Origin of the sequence: Rhizobium phaseoli, from assembly GCF_003985125.1 — a bacterium.
GTDB lineage: Bacteria > Pseudomonadota > Alphaproteobacteria > Rhizobiales > Rhizobiaceae > Rhizobium > Rhizobium phaseoli.
In genome coordinates this window covers 56,417-78,078 of the sequence record NZ_ML133588.1, presented here as the reverse complement: position 1 = coordinate 78,078, position 21,662 = coordinate 56,417, and the positions used below count along the sequence as shown (strand labels likewise).

General features: G+C 62.6%; 23 protein-coding genes. 9 read left to right on the top strand and 14 right to left on the bottom strand.

The features are described 5' to 3' along the window. Window positions 1–184: 184 nt before the first annotated feature. Entirely contained in the window at window positions 185–703 is a 519-nt protein-coding gene (locus EFD56_RS27395; RefSeq protein WP_037118285.1) for a MarR family winged helix-turn-helix transcriptional regulator, read from the bottom strand. Between the two features lie 86 nt (window positions 704–789). Between EFD56_RS27395 and EFD56_RS27390 the strand changes: the two genes are divergently transcribed. The 3 genes from EFD56_RS27390 (at window position 790) to EFD56_RS27380 (ending at window position 2,897) form a co-directional block, all read left to right on the top strand. Further along, window positions 790–1,515, top strand: a complete 726-nt coding sequence (locus EFD56_RS27390) for a DUF899 domain-containing protein (protein ID WP_004679780.1) — start codon at window positions 790–792, stop codon at window positions 1,513–1,515. Window positions 1,516–1,606: 91 nt separating this feature from the next. Then, window positions 1,607–2,074, top strand: coding sequence for a DUF1579 domain-containing protein (locus EFD56_RS27385; protein WP_012483109.1), 468 nt, complete (start codon window positions 1,607–1,609; stop codon window positions 2,072–2,074). Between the two features lie 43 nt (window positions 2,075–2,117). Next, the gene (locus EFD56_RS27380; protein WP_085742029.1) at window positions 2,118–2,897 is read left to right on the top strand and encodes a VOC family protein; all 780 of its coding nucleotides are present in this window, start codon (window positions 2,118–2,120) and stop codon (window positions 2,895–2,897) included. Between the two features lie 173 nt (window positions 2,898–3,070). Here the strand turns inward: EFD56_RS27380 and EFD56_RS27375 are convergent, their stop codons facing one another. Continuing rightward, complete coding sequence (locus EFD56_RS27375; protein WP_126906768.1) at window positions 3,071–4,591, bottom strand: ABC-F family ATP-binding cassette domain-containing protein; 1,521 nt, start codon at window positions 4,589–4,591, stop codon at window positions 3,071–3,073. Window positions 4,592–5,130: 539 nt separating this feature from the next. After that, window positions 5,131–6,726 (bottom strand): ABC-F family ATP-binding cassette domain-containing protein, encoded by a 1,596-nt coding sequence (locus tag EFD56_RS27370; protein WP_126906767.1) that lies wholly within the window; start codon window positions 6,724–6,726, stop codon window positions 5,131–5,133. Here EFD56_RS27370 and EFD56_RS33515 point away from each other — a divergent pair. Further along, window positions 6,713–6,835 carry a hypothetical protein gene (locus EFD56_RS33515; protein ID WP_263973132.1) on the top strand — a complete coding sequence of 41 codons (123 nt, stop codon included), beginning with the start codon at window positions 6,713–6,715 and terminating at the stop codon, window positions 6,833–6,835. The two genes, EFD56_RS27370 and EFD56_RS33515, sit on opposite strands and share 14 nt — an antisense overlap. Window positions 6,836–6,910: 75 nt before the next feature. Here EFD56_RS33515 and EFD56_RS27365 read toward each other — a convergent pair whose 3' ends face one another. From EFD56_RS27365 to EFD56_RS27355, 3 genes are all read right to left on the bottom strand, one after another. Next, on the bottom strand, window positions 6,911–7,240 hold the full coding sequence (locus EFD56_RS27365) for a helix-turn-helix domain-containing protein (RefSeq protein WP_010008731.1): 330 nt from the start codon (window positions 7,238–7,240) through the stop codon (window positions 6,911–6,913). Beyond that, entirely contained in the window at window positions 7,230–7,589 is a 360-nt protein-coding gene (locus EFD56_RS27360) for a type II toxin-antitoxin system RelE/ParE family toxin (protein ID WP_126906766.1), read from the bottom strand. Before EFD56_RS27360 ends, EFD56_RS27365 begins: the two co-directional genes overlap by 11 nt. Window positions 7,590–7,733: 144 nt before the next feature. Beyond that, window positions 7,734–9,296, bottom strand: a complete 1,563-nt coding sequence (locus EFD56_RS27355; RefSeq protein WP_126906765.1) for a helicase HerA-like C-terminal domain-containing protein — start codon at window positions 9,294–9,296, stop codon at window positions 7,734–7,736. Between the two features lie 209 nt (window positions 9,297–9,505). Here EFD56_RS27355 and EFD56_RS27350 point away from each other — a divergent pair, with 209 nt between their 5' ends. From EFD56_RS27350 to EFD56_RS27340, 3 genes are all read left to right on the top strand, one after another. Further along, a complete protein-coding gene (locus EFD56_RS27350; RefSeq protein ID WP_004679798.1) occupies window positions 9,506–9,898 on the top strand; it encodes a hypothetical protein in 393 nt (130 codons plus the stop codon). A 113-nt stretch (window positions 9,899–10,011) separates the two neighbouring features. Next, on the top strand, window positions 10,012–10,467 hold the full coding sequence (locus tag EFD56_RS27345) for an NUDIX hydrolase (RefSeq protein ID WP_126906764.1): 456 nt from the start codon (window positions 10,012–10,014) through the stop codon (window positions 10,465–10,467). A gap of 131 nt (window positions 10,468–10,598) precedes the next feature. After that, window positions 10,599–10,913 carry a hypothetical protein gene (locus tag EFD56_RS27340; protein ID WP_010023895.1) on the top strand — a complete coding sequence of 105 codons (315 nt, stop codon included), beginning with the start codon at window positions 10,599–10,601 and terminating at the stop codon, window positions 10,911–10,913. Between the two features lie 12 nt (window positions 10,914–10,925). Here EFD56_RS27340 and zwf read toward each other — a convergent pair whose 3' ends face one another. The 5 genes from zwf to EFD56_RS27315 all read right to left on the bottom strand — a co-directional run bounded on the left by zwf (window position 10,926) and on the right by EFD56_RS27315 (window position 16,490). Then, complete coding sequence (gene zwf, locus EFD56_RS27335; RefSeq protein WP_126906763.1) at window positions 10,926–12,443, bottom strand: glucose-6-phosphate dehydrogenase; 1,518 nt, start codon at window positions 12,441–12,443, stop codon at window positions 10,926–10,928. Between the two features lie 352 nt (window positions 12,444–12,795). After that, window positions 12,796–13,566 carry a trans-aconitate 2-methyltransferase gene (gene tam, locus EFD56_RS27330; RefSeq protein ID WP_004679801.1) on the bottom strand — a complete coding sequence of 257 codons (771 nt, stop codon included), beginning with the start codon at window positions 13,564–13,566 and terminating at the stop codon, window positions 12,796–12,798. An 87-nt stretch (window positions 13,567–13,653) separates the two neighbouring features. Beyond that, window positions 13,654–14,928 (bottom strand): hemolysin family protein, encoded by a 1,275-nt coding sequence (locus tag EFD56_RS27325; RefSeq protein WP_126906762.1) that lies wholly within the window; start codon window positions 14,926–14,928, stop codon window positions 13,654–13,656. 400 nt (window positions 14,929–15,328) lie between these two features. Next, window positions 15,329–15,793, bottom strand: a complete 465-nt coding sequence (locus EFD56_RS27320) for a cupin domain-containing protein (RefSeq protein WP_064817738.1) — start codon at window positions 15,791–15,793, stop codon at window positions 15,329–15,331. Window positions 15,794–15,863: 70 nt separating this feature from the next. Further along, complete coding sequence (locus EFD56_RS27315; RefSeq protein WP_126906761.1) at window positions 15,864–16,490, bottom strand: cysteine hydrolase family protein; 627 nt, start codon at window positions 16,488–16,490, stop codon at window positions 15,864–15,866. 101 nt (window positions 16,491–16,591) lie between these two features. Here EFD56_RS27315 and EFD56_RS27310 point away from each other — a divergent pair, with 101 nt between their 5' ends. Then, the gene (locus tag EFD56_RS27310) at window positions 16,592–17,452 is read left to right on the top strand and encodes a LysR family transcriptional regulator (RefSeq protein WP_210288752.1); all 861 of its coding nucleotides are present in this window, start codon (window positions 16,592–16,594) and stop codon (window positions 17,450–17,452) included. Window positions 17,453–17,581: 129 nt separating this feature from the next. Here the strand turns inward: EFD56_RS27310 and EFD56_RS27300 are convergent, their stop codons facing one another. Continuing rightward, on the bottom strand, window positions 17,582–18,622 hold the full coding sequence (locus EFD56_RS27300) for a zinc-dependent alcohol dehydrogenase family protein (RefSeq protein ID WP_126906760.1): 1,041 nt from the start codon (window positions 18,620–18,622) through the stop codon (window positions 17,582–17,584). A gap of 250 nt (window positions 18,623–18,872) precedes the next feature. Here EFD56_RS27300 and EFD56_RS27295 point away from each other — a divergent pair, with 250 nt between their 5' ends. Beyond that, window positions 18,873–19,760, top strand: a complete 888-nt coding sequence (locus EFD56_RS27295; RefSeq protein ID WP_126906759.1) for a branched-chain amino acid aminotransferase — start codon at window positions 18,873–18,875, stop codon at window positions 19,758–19,760. Window positions 19,761–19,983: 223 nt separating this feature from the next. Here the strand turns inward: EFD56_RS27295 and EFD56_RS27290 are convergent, their stop codons facing one another. Continuing rightward, window positions 19,984–20,694: a hypothetical protein gene (locus tag EFD56_RS27290; protein WP_225881637.1), complete on the bottom strand. Its 711-nt coding sequence runs from the start codon at window positions 20,692–20,694 to the stop codon at window positions 19,984–19,986. Next, entirely contained in the window at window positions 20,682–21,581 is a 900-nt protein-coding gene (locus EFD56_RS27285; RefSeq protein ID WP_126906758.1) for a LysR family transcriptional regulator, read from the bottom strand. Before EFD56_RS27285 ends, EFD56_RS27290 begins: the two co-directional genes overlap by 13 nt. Window positions 21,582–21,662: the final 81 nt, after the last annotated feature.

Genomic DNA, 21,662 nt, shown 5'->3' with positions numbered 1-21,662 from the left:
CCGTCGCTTCGCTCCGCCGCGCCCGCCCAGGCCGATGAGGCACCAAGCAGCGCACACGACAGAATGAAAACTGTCAGGTATCATCCCGGTCCAAAGTGTCGACCATCAACCCGGTCGTTCAATTGGCGCAGACCGAACAGCTGCAGACATATTCGAACAGTGGCGGAGTGACGTTCCGCTCGCTCTATTCGCCGATTGCCCGTGCGCCCTGAGGTGGCCGGCGCGACCCGGCCGGCGCCGGCGTCTCGTCCGTCATCCCCGACACCGTCTGCAGATCCTGCCGCAGCCGCGCGGAACTTCCCTCCGGGAGCTTTTGGTCGAGCGCCGCATGCGTCTCTTTCCAGATTGGCAGCGCTCTTGCCAGCACTGCCTTGCCTTCGCCGGTCAGCGCAAGCAGCCGGCCGCGCCTGTCCCTCGGATTTTCCATCACGCTCACCCAGCCCTTGCGCTGCAGCGGCTTCAGGGCCGCCGTCAGGGTCGTCTGGTCCATGGCGAGCAGGGTTGCGACCGGCCCCATCGGCGGCGGCTCCGGCCGGTTCAGCGACATCATCAGCGAAAACTGCCCGTTGGTCAGTCCCGCGGGCCGCAATGCGTCGTCGAACAGGCGAGCGAGCGCCCGCGCCGCTCGCTGCGCATGCAGGCAGAGGCAGGTGTCGCGCACCAGCAGCGTTGTAGAGAAAGGAATTTCAACCGAATTTGACATGATCATTTTATATTGATATCAATCTTTTTAGTCAAGGAGAAGGAGATGGGCCGGCTCGCCGGCAGCGCCGGAGGAGGGCGCATCCGATGCAGAACGAAGTTGTTTCCCGCGAGCAATGGCTCGAGGCCCGTCGTGCCCTGCTCTTGAAGGAAAAGGAGGCGACGAAGCTGCGTGACAGCATCAATGCCGAGCGTCTGGCGCTGCCCTGGGTGAAGGTCGATAGGGATTATACCTTCGATACGCCCGAGGGAAAGAAATCGTTGGCCGATCTCTTCGATGGCCGCAGCCAGCTTTTGATCTATCATTTCATGCTCGGCCCGGACTGGGAGGCCGGCTGCCCCGGCTGCTCCTTCCTGTCGGATCACGTCGACGGCGCCCTGCCGCATCTCAACCATCATGACGTCACCTGGGTCGCCGTCTCACGCGCGCCGCTCGACAAGATCGCCGCCTACAAAAGGCGGATGGGCTGGAAATTTCCCTGGGTCTCCTCCTTCGGCAGTGATTTCAATTTCGACTATCACGTTTCTTTCAGCCCGGAGGATCTTGCCAAAGACAAGGTCTTCTACAATTTCACACCTATAGAGCCGGCCGAGGCCAATGACGAACTGCCGGGCCTCAGCGCCTTCTACCGCAACGACAAGGGCGAGGTCTTCCACACCTATTCGAGCTATGCCCGCGGGCCGGAGGAACTGATCGGCACCTTGATGATCCTCGACCGCGCGCCGAAGGGCCGCAACGAGGAGGGCACGATGAATTTCGTGCGCCGCCACGACGAATATGAGGAGGCCGAGGCGCCATCCTGCTGTCATTGAGCCGGGACATGATGCCGTTGAGCGGTTTCGACGAAGTCATGTTCCCCGCAATGCCGGCAAAGCATGCCAGCATCACTCAAGGGAGAAGAGGATGATGAAGACGGCTGAAGTGCTGAAGGAACATTCCTTCCTGGAAAGACTGATCGGCGACTGGAGCGTTACCGCACCCGAGATGGGCGGCGGCGACGACTGGACGGAGACCGTCCGCTCGCTGCACGGCATCTGGTTCGTCGCCGAAGGGCACGGCCGCATGCCCGACGGGAAGCAGGCCACCACGATCCTGACGCTCGGCTACAATGCCGAAAAGGGCAAGTATGTCGGCAGCTGGATCGGCTCGATGATGGACTTCATGTGGGTCTATGAAGGCGAGGTCGATGCCTCCGGCAACGTGCTCGACCTCTATACGACGGGACCCGACTTCAATGGCGAGGGCCTCGCCGATTACCGCGAGCGGATCACCTTCATCAACCCGGATCACCGCACCTTCACCTCCAGCGCCAGACAGGCCGACGGCTCGTGGAAGCAGTTCATGGAAGCGCATTACATCCGCAAGATCTGACCATCACGGCGCACTCGAAACGGGCCGACAAAGGGAGAGTATGATGTCTGAGACGCATGGAAAGTTCATCTGGTGCGAATTGATGACACCAGACACGGCGGCTGCCGCGAAATTCTACAGCTCCGTCGTCGGCTGGACCACCTCCGAGATGAAGGTGGAGGGCATGCCGACCTATACGGTCTTCCAGGCCAATGGCATCGGCGTTGGCGGTCTGATGGAGTTCCCGGCCGAACTCGAAGGCCAGGGCATTCCGCCGAACTGGACGGGTTATGTCAGCGTCGACAATGTCGACCAGTCGGCAAAGGATTTCGCCGCCAATGGCGGTGCTGTGCGCCGTCCGCCGGAAGACATCCCGACCGTCGGCCGCTTCGCCGTCGTCGCCGATCCGGACGGCGCCGTCATCTGCATCATGACGCCGGCGCCGATGGAACAGACCTGGCCTGAACTCGCCTTCGACGCGCCGGGCAATATCGGCTGGCGCGAGCTCTATTCCGGCAACGGCAAGGACGCGCTCGCCTTCTATTCCAAGCTGTTCGGCTGGACGAAGGACAGCGAGATGGACATGGGTCCGATGGGCACCTACTACATCTTCGCCCATGGCGGCCGGCAGACCGGCGGCATGATGACCAAGCCGGACAACATGCCGATGCCCTTCTGGTGCTATTATTTCATCGTGCCCACCCTCGATGCCGCGATCGACCGCGTCACCTCGGGCGGCGGCAAGGTCGTCAACGGCCCGATGGAAGTCCCCGGCGGCAGCTGGATCATCCAGGCAACCGACCCCCAGGGCGCCTTCTTCTGCCTGGTGGCGCCGAAGCGGTAGGTTTTGGCCTTCTTGGCGTCGTGCCGGCAGCCCCCTCATCCGCCTGCCGGCACCTTCTCCCCGAGGGGAGAAGAGACTCGCGGCGACGTCTCGATTCCCTCTTCTCCCCAGCGGGGAGAAGGTGCCCGTAGGGCGGATGAGGGGGCTGCACGGCACTTCCCTCAAATATTTGCTCACCCCGCCACCGAAGCAAAAAACCCTTCCGGGCTCTCCACTTCCACCAGCCGCTTCTTCTCGATCAGCCAGAAGCGGTTGCCCACCGCCCGCACGAAACTGCGGTCGTGCGAGACCAGCAGGCAGCTCGCCTCGTGCGCCATCAGCTCGCTTTCGAGCGCTTCCTGTCCCTCGATGTCGAGGTGATTGGTCGGCTCGTCGAGCAGATAGAAATTCGGCTCCGTCAGCCGCAGCACCAGCATGCCGAGCCGCGCCTTCTGGCCGCCGGAAAGCTGGCCGATCGGTTTGGCCTGCATGTCGATCGTCATGCCGGCTCCGGCCAGCAGCGCGCGCGCCCTTTGGTCGCCGACATCGAAACGGCGGATGATCGTGCCGAGCGGCGTGTCGCCGTCGGCAAGATCGGCGAGCGCCTGGTCGCCATAGCCGAGGACCAGCGACGGCGTCGCCTTGATGCCGTCACGCGCCGTCTCCGGCCGTTCGATCGCTTGCTTCAGCATAGAGACCAGCCGCGACTTGCCGGCGCCGTTAAGGCCGAGGAGCACGATACGGTCATCCTGGCAGATGAATTGCCGGCCGGTCCTGAACAGCAGCGTCCCGTCCGGCGTCGTCACCACCGCATCCTCCAGCGTCACCAGCACCTTGGCATGCGTGCCGCGGTTGGCAAGCCGGATGGCGCCGGCCGAGCGCTCCAGATGTGCCGGTTTTGCCGCATCCTCCAGCTTCTCCGCCCGCTGTTTCAGCTGCTTCGTCTTGACGACGAGCAGGTCGCTGCCGGAATTGATGCCGATATTGTTGAGCTTGGCCGCCTGCTTTCGCAGCTGCTCCGCCGTCTTCATATCGCGCTCGTATCGCCGCGCTTCGGCGGCGTCGGCCTCGTCGAGGGCGGCGCGCGCCCTGGAATAGGGGAGCGCAAAGACCGGCGATTGCTCGGGTCGCAGGAACAGCGTCCGGTTCGTTGTCGCATCGAGGAAGGCGCGGTCGTGGCTGGATAAAATGACCGGCACGTCGCGCGGCAGCGCATTCAGCCAGCCCTCCAGCTGCGCGATCTTTTCGAGGTCGAGATGGTTGGTCGGCTCGTCGAGCAGAAGCACGTCGGGTTCGCTCACCCAGGAACGGGCCAGCATGGCAAGTCGCTGCCAGCCGCCGCTCAACTGCTGCAGCGGCCGTCGGCGCATGGCCTCCGGCACCTCGAGCGATTCCAGCACGACGTCGACGCGCCAGCTCTCGCTTTCGGCCTGGTCGGCCGGCAGCGCCTGCAGCACCGCATCGTAAAACGGCGTGTCGAAAAGAGCGGCCGGCACATTCTGGGCGACATGGCCGATGGTCAGCCCGCGCGCCTTGGTGATTTCGCCCTCGCTCGGCTCGAGCGCGCCGGTGATGCAGGCAAGCAGGGTCGACTTCCCGCGCCCGTTGGCGGCGACGAGGCCGATGCGGTCGCCGGCATTGACGACGAGGTTAAACTTGGAAAACAACGGGCTGCCCAGCGTCACGCCGAGGTTGCGGATAGTGATGAGTGTCATGATCGTTCTCTGGTCTTGACCGGGAGCGGGGCATCCGGGGCATCAGCCATCACGGAATTGCGCCTTTCAGGCCCGGGACGTTACAGAAATGCGCGCGCAGCTTGGAGACGGCGCCGCATTGGCCACGAAGGGCAGACCAGGAAGAGATGTCGAGAAACGGTCTCTGGTCAGCCCTGCAAACGCATTTGCAAGGCGTTGACGGGACCACGCTGGCGATGATGCCGGAAGTAAGTTTGCATTGCGTGATCCTCCTTTCTCGAAAGGGTTGCAGGAGTGAAATACCATCGCCCGCAATAGGAGGCAAGAAAAACCCCTGTCACCAGGATTTCCGGTGGCTAGATGCTCTGCGCTTACGAGAGCCTCATCCTGAGGTGCCCCGCAGGGGCCTCGAAGGGCGAGGCGGGTGCGCTGACGCCGATGGCTGCAAGGAGCAGCGTTGGAGCGTGCCCTTCGAGGCTTCGGCCTTCGGCCTGCGCACCTCAGGATGAGGGAGGTTGGAGAATGCCGCGCGCCTGATAGGGGGGCAAGTGGCTGTCTCTCTAACCCACTGCCGCCCCGCCAGTCAGTTCCAACCGACGCTCTATTCCGATGTTTTCAAGAAACCTCTCGTCATGGCTGACGACCAGCAACGCCCCGTCATAGGCGCTGAGACCGGCCTCGACCGCTGATATCGAGTCGATGTCGAGATGGTTGGTCGGCTCGTCGAGGATCAGCAGCGGCGGCGGCGTGGAGCCGAGCGTGCAGGCAAGGCCGGCGCGCAGCAATTGCCCGCCGCTCAGCGTCGAGACGGTCTGCAGCGCCGCATCGGCCCGGAACATGAAGCGGGCCAGCGCGGCGCGGCAAGTGTTTTCATCGGAAAGCGGATTGATCCGGCGAAAATTATCGCGGATCGACAGGCCGGAATCGAGGAGGCTGACCTGCTGATCGAGCATCGCCATGTCGGTCATCACGGCGACCGTGCCGTCCCAGGGCTTTAGCTCGCCGGTGACAAGCGCCAGCAGCGTCGTTTTGCCCGAACCGTTGCGGCCGGTGAGGGCGATCCGTTCCGGCCCCGTCACGGCGAAGGAAAGATCGCGGATCACGGCATCTCCCGGCCGATAACCCGCTGTCACGGCCTCCATCCTCAGCACGATCTTGCTGGCCGACAGCCCGGTCGACGGCAGGTTGACCGACAGGGGCTGGAGGATCTCGATCTTCTCGCGCGCCGCTTTTGCTTCCTCCAGCGCCTGGCTGCGCCGGCGTTCGGCAAGGCGGGCGTTGTCGCCGCCGGTCGTTTCGCTCCGCTCCTTCATGCCGCCGAGCAGGATGCGCGGGATGCCGCCCTTGGCCGCCATCTTCCGCCCGGCGCTGTCCCGGCGCGCCTGACGCTCCACCGTCGCCTGCGTCTTGCGCGCCACCTCGGCCATGCGCTTTTCGGCATCGGCGAGGTCATGTTCGACTGCGGCAAGCTCCAGCGCCTTGCGCTCGCGATAATGGCTCCAGTTGCCGCCATAGCGGGTGGCGCCGAGCGACGTCAGTTCGACGATCTGATCGACGCTTTCGAGCAGTTCCCGGTCATGGCTGACGATGACCGCGCCGGCCCGCCAGCCTGACATCAGCGCGATTACCGCTTCGCGGCCGTCGCGATCGAGATTGTTGGTGGGTTCGTCGAGCAGCAGGAAATCCGGCTCGGCAAAAACCAGCGCGGCCAGCCCGGCCCGTGTGCGCTGCCCGCCGGAGAGCGCGGCAAGCGGCATCTGCGGTTCCGCGTCGAGCCCGGTGCGGCCGAGTGCTGCGGCGATGCGCGCCGGCAGCATCCAGTCGGCCGCAGCAAGCTCGTCGGCGGTTGCCCTGCCGGCCTCGGCACGGTGGAGAACGGCAAGCGCAGCGGTGACACCGAAGAGATCGGCGATGGTCTCCTCCGGCGCGACCTGCACGCTCTGGCGCAGAATGCCGAGGCTACCGCTGACCGAGATCGTCCCGGCATACGGCCGGATCTCACCGGAGACAAGCTTCAGCAGCGTCGTCTTGCCGACGCCGTTGCGGCCGACGAGACCGGTGCGCTCCGGCCCGAAGCTCAGGTCAAGATTGGAAAAAAGCGGCCGCCCGTCAGGCGCGGACCACGAAATTTGGGAGAGGGTGATGGATGCAGGCATGGATCTGAATATCCCCGTTGGCAAGGCGAACTGGCGTTGCGATCGGGTTGAAATCCATTGCGGCACACATCCTGTTGAAATGATCGATGGCTGCGAATTTAGGAAATGAAGATGTCAGGTTCAAGATCCTCGGCCCGCCGGCAGTCCGATCCTACCTCGCTGTGGTTATTCGGGTGCTCTGCGGCTACACGGTCTGCTTGACGTAAATCTCAGGATCAAAATCAACGCGCCTGGCTTTTCCGTCGGGTGTTTTCAAGACAAGCTCGACGCCGCCGCCCAGAGAATGCATGTACCGCACGATTGACGATAGCAGGACATCGTCAGCGCTTTCGATTTTCGACACGGTATTTTGTGTCATGGCGGCGCGCGCGGCAACCTCTTGCTGCGTGGCATCCATCGCTTTGCGTACTTCCGCCAAGGCCTTGCCCAGACGGCGCTCTTGCCGCTTCATGTCGAGCCGGGCGCGAACATCTTCAGGAAGTTCGGCGCGTAGCGTCTTCCATTCAGTGCTCATTTTTCTTCTCCTTCAGCCAGGCATCGAAGCGAGCGTCGGCTTTGTTGATCAGCTGTTTGTAAAAGAGCGCTTTATTCATGCCTTGCTTGTCCCCTCCACAAAGAATGATGGCGCTTTGGGCGGGGTCGAAGGCGAAAGCAAAACGCCACACCTGTTTTCCAAACTTGACTCTGATTTCCTTCATATTCGCATGATCGGAACCAGAAAGCGTATCGACCTCAGGGCGACCTAAGAAGGGACCGTCATCTTCCAGGTGATCCAACACTTCGCCAACAAGTTCCTTCAATCCCATCTCCAGCTCTTTCCATTCAGGAACGAAATTGGGATGGAATTGCACCTTGTAGATCATAGGCTGCCTCAAGAAAATATATATTCAAAGATATAAAATCAAGCCAAAGACATCACTGCGGCGTTCACCCGCTCACCGGCTCTGCCGGGCCAGCAATTGCACCTTTGTCTCGCTCTCTTCTCAGCGAGGAGGAAGAGAGCGAAGCTACCGCTTCAAGCTCCCCAGGATCCCGCGCACCAGCGCCCGGCCGACCTGGGTCGCCACCGTGCGCGCCACGCTCTTCATCGCCGCTTCCACCACCGTTTCGCGCTGGTAGCCGGACGACCTGCCGCGGGATTGGCCGCGGCCCTGATTGTCGTCATTGCTGTCACCGAAGCCCGGCAGGCTCCAGCCGGATGTGCTGCCCGGCTGCTGTTCGGCCGCTTCTTCCTGGGCCCGCTTGGCGGCCTCGGCATCTGCCGCCTTCTTGGCACGCGCCGCCAAGATCTCGAAGGCGGATTCGCGGTCGATGTCGTCGTCATAAACGCCGAGGACCGGGCTCTTGTCCATCACCTGCTGGCGCTCGCCGTCGCTCAGCGGGCCGACGCGGCCCGACGGCGGGCGGATCAGGGTGCGCTCGACGATCGACGGCGCGCCCTTGGCTTCCAGCGTCGAGACCAGCGCCTCGCCGGTGCCGAGATTGGTGATGACGGTGGCGCAATCGAAGGCCGGGTTGGGGCGGAAGGTTTCGGCCGCCGTCTTCACCGCCTTCTGCTCGCGCGGCGAATAGGCGCGAAGCGCATGCTGGGCGCGGTTGCCGAGCTGCGCGAGCACCGTTTCCGGCACGTCGAGCGGGTTCTGCGTGACGAAATAGACGCCGACGCCCTTGGAACGGATCAGCCGCACCACCTGCTCGACGCGCTCGACCAGCACCTTCGGTGCATCGTTGAAGAGCAGATGGGCTTCGTCGAAGAAGAAGACCAGCTTCGGCTTGTCGGGATCGCCTACTTCGGGCAGTTCCTCGAACAGTTCCGACAGCAGCCAGAGCAGGAAGGTGGCGTAGAGCCGCGGGTTCATCATCAGCTTGTCGGCGGCCAGCACCGAGATCTGGCCGTAGCCGTTATTGCTGGTGCGCATGATGTCGGAGATCTTCAGCGCCGGCTCGCCGAAGAAATGTTCCGCACCCTGCTGTTCGAGAACGAGCAGCGCCCGCTGGATCGAGCCGACCGAGGCCTTGGAGATCAGCCCGTACTGGGTGGAAAGCGCAGTAGCGTTTTCGCCCATATAGTTGAGCAGCGAGGTGAAATCCTTGAGGTCGAGAAGCGGCAGTCCGGCCTGGTCGGCGATCTTGAAGGCGATGTTGATGACGCCTTCCTGCGGTTCGGAGGCATCCATCAGCCGCGCAAGCAGCAGCGGCCCCATTTCGGCGACGGTGGTGCGCACCCTGTGGCCCTTTTGCCCGAACAGATCCCAGAAGATCACCGGAAACTGGTCGAATTCATAATCGCTGAAACCGATCTGCTCGGCGCGCTTGGTGAGGAAATCCTTGGGCTCACCCTTGGCGGCGATGCCGGAAAGATCGCCCTTGATGTCGGCCGCAAACACCGGCACGCCGGCCCGGGAAAAGCCTTCGGCCAGCACCTGCAGCGTCACCGTCTTGCCGGTGCCGGTGGCGCCGGTGACGAGGCCGTGGCGGTTGCCGAATTTCAGGTCGAGATATTCCGGCTTGTTGATGCTGTCGTCGGGGTTGCGGCTCGCGCCGATGAAAATCTTGCCATCCTCGATCATCCGCAACTCTCCCTTCGGCGGCGCCGCCATTTGTTGAGAAGGCTTGGGGTTGCCGCCTTCATCGAACCATCGTTTCCCTGTTATAAGCAGGCGGAAGGATGCGGACAACTGTTTGCATGCAAAGCAAAACCGCGTTTGAAAGCGCGTCTTGAGTTGCGTTCGAATCTCGATTAACGTTGACGTTAACGTCAAAATAACAGGAGGCTGACATGAATGAAATCGTAACCCAGATCGCCGATCGTGTGGGTATTGCGCCGGATCTGGCCGAAAAGGCGCTCGGCATGATGCTCGGTTTCCTGCAGCGCGAGGCGGCCGATGGCCCGGTCGCGCGGATGATCGAAGCGATTCCCGGCGGCGCCGATCTCGTCGCCCAGTTCAACGGCGCCGGTGCCGGCGGCGGTGGTCTGCTCGGCGGCCTGATGAGCTCGCTCGGCGGCGGCGGCATCATGGGACTCGGCCAGCAGCTGATGGGCGAGGGCCTCGGCATGGGCGAGATCACCTCGCTCGCCAAGGAAACCATCGCCATCGCCAAGCAATATGCCGGCGAAGAGGTCGTCGACGAAGTCGTCGCTTCCGTCCCCGGCCTCAGCCAGTTCGTCTGAGAGACGACGGCCAGAAGCCTTCGCGGCCTTGCCGCGTGGTGGCTTCCGGCCGCCCTTGCCATGCAGCCTCTTGCGGCTAGTTAAGGATTTCCGTCGAAAAGGAGGAGAGCAGCGTGACTGTCTGGCGCCCGCCGCAGCAGATCAGGGTGAAGGTGATCGGCCTTGCCTGGAGAGAGGATCGGTTGCTCGCCGCGGAAGTGGAGGATGATGGCGGCCGCATCAAGGGCATTCGCCCGCTGGGCGGCTCGATCGAATTCGGCGAGACGCGCGAACAGGCCCTGCAGCGCGAATTCCGGGAGGAGCTCGAAACGGCGATCCGCATCGTCGGCCCCTGGCATCTGCTCGAAAACATCTTCGAGCATCATGGCGCGACCGGCCACGAATATATCTTCGCCGCCGATGTCGAACTCGCCGATGCATCGCTCTATGCGCGTAATGAAATCCGCTATTCCGAACTCGACGAGACGGCGGCGACGGCGCGCTGGTTCGGCCGCGACATGGTGCGAGATGCCGGCATCGATCTCTATCCGACAGGGCTGGAAAAGCTGCTGTCACGCTGGCGCGATTGATCCTGAGAATACATTTCCGCGAGACCGATATTCTGCTCGCCAAACTTTGATCGTCCGCGCCCGTTCAAGAGGAACAAGGAAGATCGAATTGCTGTTATTATCGCATCGTTGAAACCAGAGGGAACAGCATCATGCGCAGGTTTATTGCAGCAACGTCGATCGCTCTCCTCAGCCTCTCCGCCCCGGTCCTCGCCCAGTCGAATATGGGCATGGATGCCAGCGGCCGGATCGACGGAACGCCGCCGCTCGGCACTGCACCGGGCGTCGAGACGCAAAGCGGGCTGGTCATCCCGCTCGATTCGATCGAAACCGGCAGCGTCGACAACGGCGCCCCGAGCGGCCGCGTCGATTGGGCGCGCTGCCCGCCGCGCAAGGCCCGCGGCGCGCTGGCGACCGAAGGCGGCAATAGCGGCGCCTCCACCAGCGCGGCCTGCCGCGATCGGTAATACAGGAGCGTTCTATTTGCCGTCCTTGCCGTTGCGATGCAGCAGGACGCCAAGTTCGTGCCATTGCCGCCCGTCGCGCTCGATCAGGCGATCGGCGCAGGCTGGTCCCATGCTTCCCGGCGCGTAAGCTTCCGGGGTGCTCGCGTCGTTCGCCCAGATGTCGAGGAAGGGCTGTACCGCCGCCCAGCCGGCCTCGATGCCGTCGGCGCGCTGGAACAGTGTCTGGTCGCCGATGAAGAGATCGTAGAGCAGCGATTCATAGCCTGTGGTTTTGCCGATATCGAATTTGTCGGCATAACGGAAGTCGAGGGAAACCGGGGTGGTATCGACCGAAAGCCCCGGCGATTTGATCGAGATTTCCATGCTCATGCCTTCATCCGGCTGCACCTGGATCACCAGCCGGTTCGGCGGCAGGCGGCGACTGACCTCGGTCTCGCGGAACTGCGCGAAGGGTACGGGCTGGAAAGTGATGACGATCTCGGTGTCGCGCGCCGTCAGCGCCTTGCCGGTTCTCAAATAGAAAGGCACGCCCGCCCAGCGCCAGGTATCGGCATAGAGCTTCAGCGCCACATAGGTCTCGGTCCGGCTGTCGGGGGAGACATCCTTGGTCTCACGATAGGCCGGAAGCTCGACGCCGTTGAGCGGCCCGGCCGTATAGGCGCCACGCACGCCGTGGGTTTTTGCCTCGTCGGGCGTATAGATGCGCAGCGCCTTCAGCACCTTGCTCTTCTCGTTGCGGATCGCTTCGGCATCGAAGCTGTTCGGCGGCTCCATGGCGATCATCGCCAGCAGCTGGAAGAGATGGTTCGGCACCATGTCGCGCAGCGCGCCTGTGGCATCGTAGAATTCGCCGCGGCTGCCGACATCGACGATCTCGGCGGCGGTGATCTGCACATGGTCGATATAGCGGCTGTTCCACAGCGACTCGATGATCATGTTGGCAAAACGCGCCGTCATCAGGTTCTGCACCGTCTCCTTGCCGAGGAAATGGTCGAGCCGGTACGTCTGGCTTTCGTCGATCTGAGCAAGGATCTGCGCATTCAGCGCCTTGGCCGAGGCGAGATCGGTACCGAACGGCTTCTCGATGGCGACACGGCGGAAGGTGCCGTCCTTCTCGTCGGTAAGGCCATGGGCGGCGAGCTTTTCGACGATCGAGCCGAAGAAGGACGGCGGTACGGCGAGATAGAAAGCGGCATTGGCATCCGGCCCCAGCCGCCTGCCGATCTCGAGGAAAATATCGTCCTTTGTGAAATCACCCGATGTGTAGCTTATGCGCCGGCGCAGGCTCTCCCACGCTTCGTCCTTGACCGCCTGCTCGTCGCCGTTGAGATGGGTGAGAAAGGCGTCGAGCCGGCCGCGCAGGAACTCGTCGTCGCCCGGCTCGATGCCGATGCCGAGAATATTGAGATCCTCGCCGACGAGGCGCTGGCGCGTCAGGTTGATGATCGCCGGCACCAGCAGCCGGCGCGTGAGATCGCCGGTGGCGCCGAAGATGACGAGGGTGACCGGCGGGGTAGGGGCAGCGTCCATAGGTGTCATCTCCCTGAGATTGTTCGGCCGACTATAATGCGCGCCGGCTTTGCCGCAACATATGAGGGTGGGAGTAACAGGCATTTGACAGTTTGCGGAGCCCGCGCCTCATCCGCCTGCCGGCACCGACCGGGGTCGAGCCACCGGTCTCGCCCCGTCCTTCGGACCCCCGCTTGCGGGGCGAAGGGGGCATGTCGCACCCGCTCGCCCTCTCCACGCTGCGTTTGGCACGTCCCCTCTCCCCGTCAAAACGGGGGTCCGCAGGACGGGTCGAGACCAGCGGTTCGACCCCCGGCAAGGGTTAGGGTGAGGGGCAGCCATTGGCACAAACCGACCATGTCGGAGCAAACCGTTATTTTTTCACCGCCACCATGAAAATCCTCGGAAACCGCAGCAGCACCCGGCCGTCCGACATCTTCGGATAGGCCTTTTCGATCCGTTCCAGATAATCTGCCAGAAACGCCTCGCGATATGCCTCGCCGGCGTGGGCGAGATAGGGCATCAGGCCGGTGCCCTTCACCCATTCGACGATATCAGCAGCATCCGCCATTGGGTGGTTGTAGATGGTATGCCAGATATCGACGCGCGCGGCCTTGCCGATCAGCCTGGAATAATAGGCTGACGGCGGAGCCAGCGGATGGCGGCGCACGCTCTTCTCCTCGAAGGCGGCCTTCCACGGACCGGCATGGGCGCTCTCCTCCATTGCCAAATGCGAGGCTTCGCCGAGATTGTCGGGCATCTGCACGGCGAGCACGCCGCCTGGGGAAAGCCCGTCCATCAGCCGGTGGAAGATGTCGAGATGATCGGGCAGCCATTGGAAGACGGCATTGGCAAAGAGCAGATCGGCGGGCTCGGTCGGTTGCCAGCTGCCGAGATCGGCCTCGACGAAGGCGGTGCCGGGAAGCCGCTTGCGGGCCGCCTCCAGCATGTTGACGTCGCTGTCGAGGCCGGAGACGCCTTCGGCGCCAAAACGCTCGATGATGAGTTCGGTCGAATTGCCCGGCCCGCAGCCGAGGTCGACGGCGCGGCGCAGGCTCTGCAGCGGCACCTGGGCCAGAAGATCGCGTGCCGGTCGTGTGCGCTCGTCCTCGAATTTCACATATTGCTGGGCGGACCATGCCATGGCGGTACCTCCTGATGTCAGGCCATATTTTCCTGTGGCGGATGCCGTCGATGTCGCTTCATCAGGCTCGATGATCTCAAAGAGCTTTCACTCCGCAGAGACAAGTATCTTGTCCACGCGCCTGCCGTCGAGATCGACGACTTCGAAGCGCCATCCGTCTCTGGTGAAGCTCTCACCCAGTTCCGGCAGATGTTTCAGTTCTTCCAGCACCAGGCCGGCCACCGTCTGATATTCGAGGTCGTCGTCGAGCTTGAGATTCAGGAATTCGGCGAATTCATCGATCGGCGTCCAGCCGGACACCAGGTAGGAGCCGTCGTCGCGCCGCGCAATGGCCTGCTCGTCCACCGGTCCCTCCTGCAGAGCGCCCATGATCGCTTCCAGAATGTCGCCTGACGAAACAATGCCCTCGAAATGGCCGTACTCGTCAAACACAAGCACCATGTGCACCGGCGATTTCCGGATGGCTTCGATCACGTTGATCGCGGTTGCAAGGTCTGAAACCACGGGCACGTCCTGCGTCAGAGCCTTGATATCGGCGCTGCCGTGTTCCGACATCGAATCGTAAAAATCCTTGACCGGCAGGATGCCGATCACCTCGTCCGAACTGCCCTTGCGAACGGGCAGCCGCGACCGTTTCGTCCGGTGCAGCTGCGCCCGGATTTCATCAAGGCTGTCGTCAATATCGATAATTTCGACGTCGCGCCGTGGCGTCATCAGCGCCCGGGCGGTGCGGTCGGCCAGCCGCATGACGCCTGAAATCATCGCCGACTCTTCACTTTCGATCACGCCGGCCGACTGCGCCTCGGCGAGAACGGTTTTGATCTCTTCATCGGAGACGTTGTCGCCGCCTTTTCCGGATTGACCCAAGAGCTTGAGCACAAGGTTCCCGGAGGCGTTCAGCAGCCAGACGAGCGGCAGCGCAATTTTGGAAAGCACCGCCATGGCGGGCGCGACCCTCGCCGCAACGGCTTCGGGTTCCCGCAACGCGATCTGCTTTGGCACAAGTTCGCCGACGATCAGAGAGAGATAGGTGATGGCGACGACGACGGAGCCGACGCCGACCGCGTCGGCGACCGCCGATGACATGCCCTGCGTCTCCAGCCATGCTGTCAAGCGGCCCCCGAGGGTGGCCCCCGAGAAAGCGCCGGAGAGTACACCGACCAGCGTAATGCCGATCTGAACCGTGGAGAGAAAGCGACCGGGGTTTTCGGCAAGCTTGATGGCTTGGGCAGCACCCTTGCTGCCATTGTCGGAGAGAACCTTCAGGCGGGCTGTTCGAGACGATACGACAGCCAGCTCCGACATGGCGAGCACACCATTGAGGATGGTGAGAAGCGCCACAATTCCAATTTCCAGAAACACAGGGACCCTATTCGTTGAGATTTGAATGCCAAGATGATGAGGCGAGGCGGCGACGCGTTCGGATAGACGCTATATCAGCATCGCCCATCGTCTTTCCATCGTCGTATATCCCAGGCGAGGCGGGCGTCATCGCGCCTGCTACAATGGTCGCCAGCTTCCTCGGCCGGTAGATCCAGGCTGGAACGGGCGGAGCTTGTACTGGATGGCTCGCTATCAGGCATGTTGCCGTTTTGGCGTTGAAACGCTTCCCACGCAAGAGGCGCCGGGCAAAAAACATCATAGGATGTTGATGTGACAGTTTTGAAAATGGTGGCCGCGCCGCTGTCTGATCAGGGATTCCACGCGTTTCCGCATGATGCCGAAACCGTTCTCACCGTTCCGGCATCGCGCGCTCGCGCCGTCATGCGGCGAGGATGGTGATCCCATAAGCATTGGCGGCAGCCGTCATGCGGGCGATGGTCTCGGGCGAGGGGGCCTTCAGCGGCTCGCTCGTGCCTTCCGCTTCGATGAATTCGGCCATGTCGCGATCGACGATCGCAGAAAACACCGCCGGAACATTTCCGCGGTTGGCATAGCCGTGCACCATGAAGGGCGCGATGGTGACGATGTCGCCGGCGCTGGCCTCGATCTCTTCGGGGCCGTTGTCGGTCAGCCGCCAAATCGTCAGGCCTCCCTCGAGGATGCGGAACACCTCAGGGCTCGCATGCGCATGTCTAGGCGTCCGGCTGCCGGGCGGCACGGTGACGTCGAAGATGTTGAGCCAGGTGCCGCGGATGCGGACCTGTCGTTCGATCCGGTCGCCGAGGACGAAAAAGCGTTTTGCCTCTTTGCCGGCAGGCATTGTCACAAATGAGTTGGACATCATGTCTCTTTCTTCTTCTTACGGGCTTTTCATGCCCGCCTTTTCTTGCCCATTTTCCTGGGCGGTGCAGCCGTTAGACCTTTACGCCGTCTTTGACAACAGACCCCGCATCCGGGACGACGGTCGCGAAACGGTCGGCGAGTTCGGCAAGCGCCGTGCGATGCACGAGATCGGCGCTGATGACGCCGCCGAGCGGATCGGGCAGGGCGCGGGTGGCGGCGGCGGATGCGACGACGATTGCCCGAATGCCGAGATCGAGTGCCGCTCGCGCCGTGGCGCTCACGCACATATGCGTCATGAAGCCGACGAGGATGATATCGGTACGGCCGCTTCCTTCCGCAAGATCCGTCAGCGCCGCTGCCAGTGTCGTGCCGGCAAAAGCATTGGGAAGCGTCTTTGCGATCACCCTCTCGCCGTCGACGGGAGCAAGCGCCGGAATGATTTCGGCGGCCCGTGAGCCGGCGGCAAAGAGGCTGCCGGTGGGCGGTGCGTGATGCACGACGTGGAAGACCGGCACTCCGTTTTCGCGCGCGGCGTCGAGCAGCCGGCCTATTTCGACAATTGCCGGCCCGATGCCGGGAAGCGGCAGCTTGCCGTCGACATATTCGTTCTGCGCGTCGATGATGACGAGCACCGATTTTGCAAACTCGATCGGTTTTGGCGTTACGCCGGCATGCTGAAGAAGAGTGAGGGGAGCCATGTGTTTCTCTTGGGTTCGGGTTCGCCACTATCAGATAGCGCCTATCGACCTGAGCGAATATCCGCTATATATTCACAGTGGCTGAGCAAAAACGCACAGGATTGGATTGGGAGGACCTGCGCTTTTTTGCAGCGCTGGCCAGGCACCGCAGCCTTTCGGCCACCGCGCGCGCCCTGAAGGTCAATCACGCCACGGTGGCGCGGCGCATCGCAGCTCTTGAGCAAAACCTCGGCGTCAACCTGTTCGAGCGCCGGGCCGATGGTTACGCGCTGAGCCGCCAAGGCAGCGCCATCCTCGCCGAAACGGGCGCGATGGAGGCTGCGGCTGCCGCAATTCGCGACCGGCTCGATGCCGAAGACGGTCCGCGGGGCCGCGTCCGACTGACGACGATCCGCTCTCTTGCCGATCTCGTGCTGGCGCCCAATTTGGCCGAGATCCTCGATGGCCTGCCGCATGTCGAACTGGAGATCGTCACTGACATCAAGGTGGTAAGCCTTGCCCAGCGCGAGGCCGATATCGCGCTGCGGCTTGGCCATCCCGGCGACAGCGAGCTCTCCGGCCGGCGCGTCGCCACCATCCGCTACGGTTTTTTCGGCTCGAAGGAGACGCGGAACGCCTTTGAGATGGGTGATCTTCCGCCGCTGATCACCTATGACGGCGAGAGCCAGGGCGTCGCCGAGGCGCGCTGGCTTGACCACAATTTTCCCGACCACCCCGTCAGCCTGCGCTCCGGCAGCAATGCGGTGCAGGCGCAGGCCGCCGCATCCGGTCTCGGCCTTGCCATGCTGCCGCTCTATCTGGCCGCAACCGTCTCCGGCCTCGAGCCCGTCGCCTTCGCCGCGCCCATGCCCGAACGGGAGCTCTGGATGCTGACGCCGGCCGAACTCGCTCAAGTCCCGCGCGTGCGGGTCGTGCTCGATCGCCTCTCGCGGCTTTTTGTGCGTCACAAGCACCTGTTCTGAACGGCGTAACGGAAGGTGTCGGCGTGAAAAGATAAGCGGCACCGCACAGCACGGAAGGGCGCGCCCAGCATCCTGAAAGCCCAGTTATGGAGCGTTGGCCGGCGAGTTGCTGTGCCGGCCCATCCGATTCTAGAATTGTGTGATGACGCTGATCCCCGTCCCCTCCGCCTTGTCGAGCACCATCAGCGCCGGCACGGCTTCCTCCAGGCTGATCCGCCGTCCGATCAGCTTCTGCGGCGCGATCTTGCCGGCGGCCAGCATCGACAGCATGGCGTCGTAGCGCCAGGCCTGCATGCCGTGGCTGCCGTAGATTTCCAGTTCGTTGCTGATCACTTGGGCCATCGGGATCTGCGGCGTCGCATATTCGCCGAGCATCAGCCCAACCTGCACATGCCGGCCGCGCCGGCGCAGATTCTTGATCGAGTTGAAGCAGGTGGCGGGATGGCCGAGCGCGTCGATCGAGACGTGCGCGCCGCCTTTGGTGATCTCGCGCACCGCCTCGGCGACGTCGGCAACGCTTGCGGCATTGACCGTCGCCACCGCGCCGCACGCTCTGGCGAAGGCGAGTTTCTCCTCCGATATGTCGATGCCGATCGCATTGGCGCCCAGCGCAGTGGCGATCATGATCGCCGACAGGCCGACGCCGCCGCAGCCATGCACGGCGATCCATTCGCCGGGTCCGGTGCGCGCATGGTCGGCGACGGCGCGAAACGAAGTGGCGAAGCGGCAGCCGAGGCTTGCCGCCGTCGCATCGTCGATCGTATCGGGCAGGTGCACCAGATTGGTGTCGGCATAATCGATCGCCACATATTCGGCGAAGGAGCCCCAATGGGTGAAGCCCGGCTGAAACTGGTTCGGGCAGACCTGCTGGTTGCCGGAATGGCATTCGCTGCAATGGCCGCAGCCGGAAACGAAGGGCACCGTCACCCGGTCGCCGACCTTGAAGCGCATCACGCCGCGCCCGGTGGCGACGACCCGCCCGGCAAGCTCGTGTCCCGGCACATGCGGCAGCCGGATATCGGGATCGTGCCCCATCCAGCCGTGCCAGTCGCTGCGGCAAAGGCCGCTGGCGCCGACGGAGATGACGACGCCATCCTCAGTCGGCGTCGGATCGGGCAGGGTGCGGATTTCGGGCGCCTGCTCGAAGGCTTCATAATACATGGCTTTCATCGGCGTTCTCCCTTGCTGCTGTCCGGCGATTTCTCCTCATGATCGCATGCGCCAGCCCGCCATTCCAACAAAGATTCGATCATTTTTGCTGATGCACCCATCGCTCAGGCCGCAGGTGTCGCGCACGAATATTGCGGCCGGACGCTGTGCTCCGGCATTTTCTTGCTTCCGTATTTCCGGCCGGGATTTGTCCTTGACCCGGCTTGCAAGCGAGGTTTTTGCTTTCCCAAATTCTGAAGGGAGAGCAGCAATGGCCGTCGATACATCACCGCGTTCAACCACCTGGACTCATGTCGACGGGGAGTGGCTCTCCGGCAACCCGCCGCTGATCGGGCCGACCTCGCATGCCATGTGGCTCGGCTCCACCGTCTTCGACGGCGCCCGCTGGTTCGACGGAATCGCGCCGGATCTCGACCTGCATTGCCAGCGCGTCAATCGCTCGGCGCTCGCCATGGGGCTGAAGCCGGTAAAATCGGCCGAGGAGATTGCCGCGCTTGCCTGGGAAGGCGTTGGCAGATTCGACGGCGCGACGGCGATCTACATCAAGCCGATGTATTGGGGCGAACATGGTTCGGCCGGCAGCATCGTCTCCGTCGATGCGGAATCGACCCGTTTCGCGCTCTGCCTGTTCGAGGCGCCGATGGGCGGTCATGCCGGCACCAGCCTCACCGTCTCGCCCTATCGCCGTCCGTCGCCGGAAACGGCAATGACCGAGGCGAAGACCGGCTCGCTCTATCCCAATAGCGGCCGCATGATCGCCGAGGCCCGCAGCCGCGGCTTCGACAATGCGCTGGTGCGCGACCTCAACGGCAACGTCGTCGAGACCGCCTCGTCGAACGTCTTCCTGGTGCGCGACGGCGTGGTGATGACGCCGGCTGCCAACCGCACCTTCCTCGCCGGCATCACCCGCGCCCGCGTCATCGGCCTGCTTCGCAAGGCCGGTTTCGACGTCGTCGAAGCAACCCTCTCCGTCGAGGATTTCCTCGCCGCCGACGAAATCTTCACCACCGGCAACTACTCCAAAGTCGTCGGCGTCACCCGCCTCGACGACCGCAACCTCCAGGAAGGCCCGGTCACCCGCAAGGCGCTGGAGCTCTACATGAACTGGGCCCACGGCAGAACCGAGAGCGAGGAGTGAGCCACGATCCCGCGCAGCGGGAGCAATCGATCCAGTGAATCGATTGCAGTGGCGAACGCCCGAAGCGCAAGCGCAGGGCCGGGGCGGGTCCGGCGCAGCGGGCGCAATCGATCCAGTGAATTTGCCGCTGCGAACGCCCGGAGCGCAAGCGCAGGGCTGGCGCGGTCGTTCCCCTTGGAGCCATCTGCAAAGCCACCAATGACAACTCCAATCCGATGGGGCGTCACCAGTACTCATCTCGCCTGTAGAAATTGCCGTAGAGGTGCGTCAGCACCGGATTGGATGCCAGTTTTTCTTCATCGCTGTCGCTATGAACATGTTTGTGTGGATCGCCTTCGCTGTAAATGAGAGCGACGAAATGATTGAGACCCACGCCTGCGATTCCCGTCGAAACGTCGCGCGCCTCGATGATGGCAAACTTTGGACTGTTCTGTGAAGAACCACTCGTGGCTGCGGCGGCTTCGAAACTCGATTTATTCAAAATGGCGTACCATAGCCAAGGATCGAATAGTGGCACGGTGACGATCGTCCCAAAGCAAACCGGAACAATGATGATGGCGATGAAGCTACTCGCCATCCCACGGAAACGACGATCATATTGGGCAGCAATGGCGCTGACAAACCAAACGAGCAGTATGCCCACGATCAAAAGAGCGAGTAGCAGACCTCCCAACAGATCAAAGAGTCCTCGCAGCCCACTGGCAAAACCAAGCGGCCAAAAATCCAAGGCGCGATCGTAGGCGGCATAGGCGATTCCAAGAAAAGCGGCGATGACCATTCGCCGAACATTCCAAATGTCTATGTGCTCAACCGACACATTCACCTCGTTGTTTTTTAACGTCGAATGATGTCCGGCGAAGTCGAGGCATTTTGATGTCCGATCGGCATTGCTGCCGAGCTCCGCTGTGTTGAAATTACCCCTCAGATCATCCACTTCCGATGTTCCGCAAATCTCTCCGCTAAGAGATCGATAAACAGCCTGACCTTCGTCGGCAGATGGCTGCGGTTGGGGTAGACGGCGTTGATGGTGAATTCCACCGGCCGATAATCCGGCATGATCTTTATCAGCCGCCCTTCGGCAATGTCGTCGAACACCACGAAGCTCGGCGCCAGAAAGAGGCCTCGTTCGTTCAACGTCAGGAAGCGCAGCATCTCGGCATTGTTCGAGACGACATTGCCGCTGATCTTGACACTCTCCTGCCGGCCGTCGCCGTCCTCGAAGCGCCATTCGTCGCCATACGGGTAATAGGCATATTGCAGGCAATTGTGATCGGCGATGTCGGCCGGCTTCAGCGGGAGCGGATGGCTGTCGACATAGGCAGGCGAGCAGACCAGCATATGGCGCCACGGCGTCAGCTTGCGCGCGATGAGCGACGAATCCGGCGGCAGGGTGCGGATGACAAGGTCGTAGCCATCCTCGATCATGTCGACCATCCGCTCGCCGACGCTGAAATCGACTGAGATCGACGGATAGAGCTCCATATATTCGCTGAAGACGGGCAGCAGGAAACGCACGATGGAGCCGCTGGTATAGACTTTCAGCGTGCCGCGCGGCGTCGTGCTCAGCGCGCTCGCCGTCCGGTCCGCTTCATCGAGTTCGGCGAGAATCTGCGACGACCGCTCATAATAATATTTGCCGGTTTCGGTGAGGCTGACCTTGCGCGTCGTGCGGTTGAGCAGCCGCACGCCGAGCCGCTCCTCCAGCGATTGCACATGATTGCCGACCATGGTGACGGACATGTTCAGCCGGCGCGCGGCCGCGGAAAAACCGCCGCATTCCACGACGCGGCCAAAAACTGCAAGGCTTGTCAGCCGATCCATATTGCCCTCGGATTATCCGCTGAGAGTTGATGATCCTTCCTGATTTAAGCAGATTATCAAAGTGAATGGCAGAGCGCATTT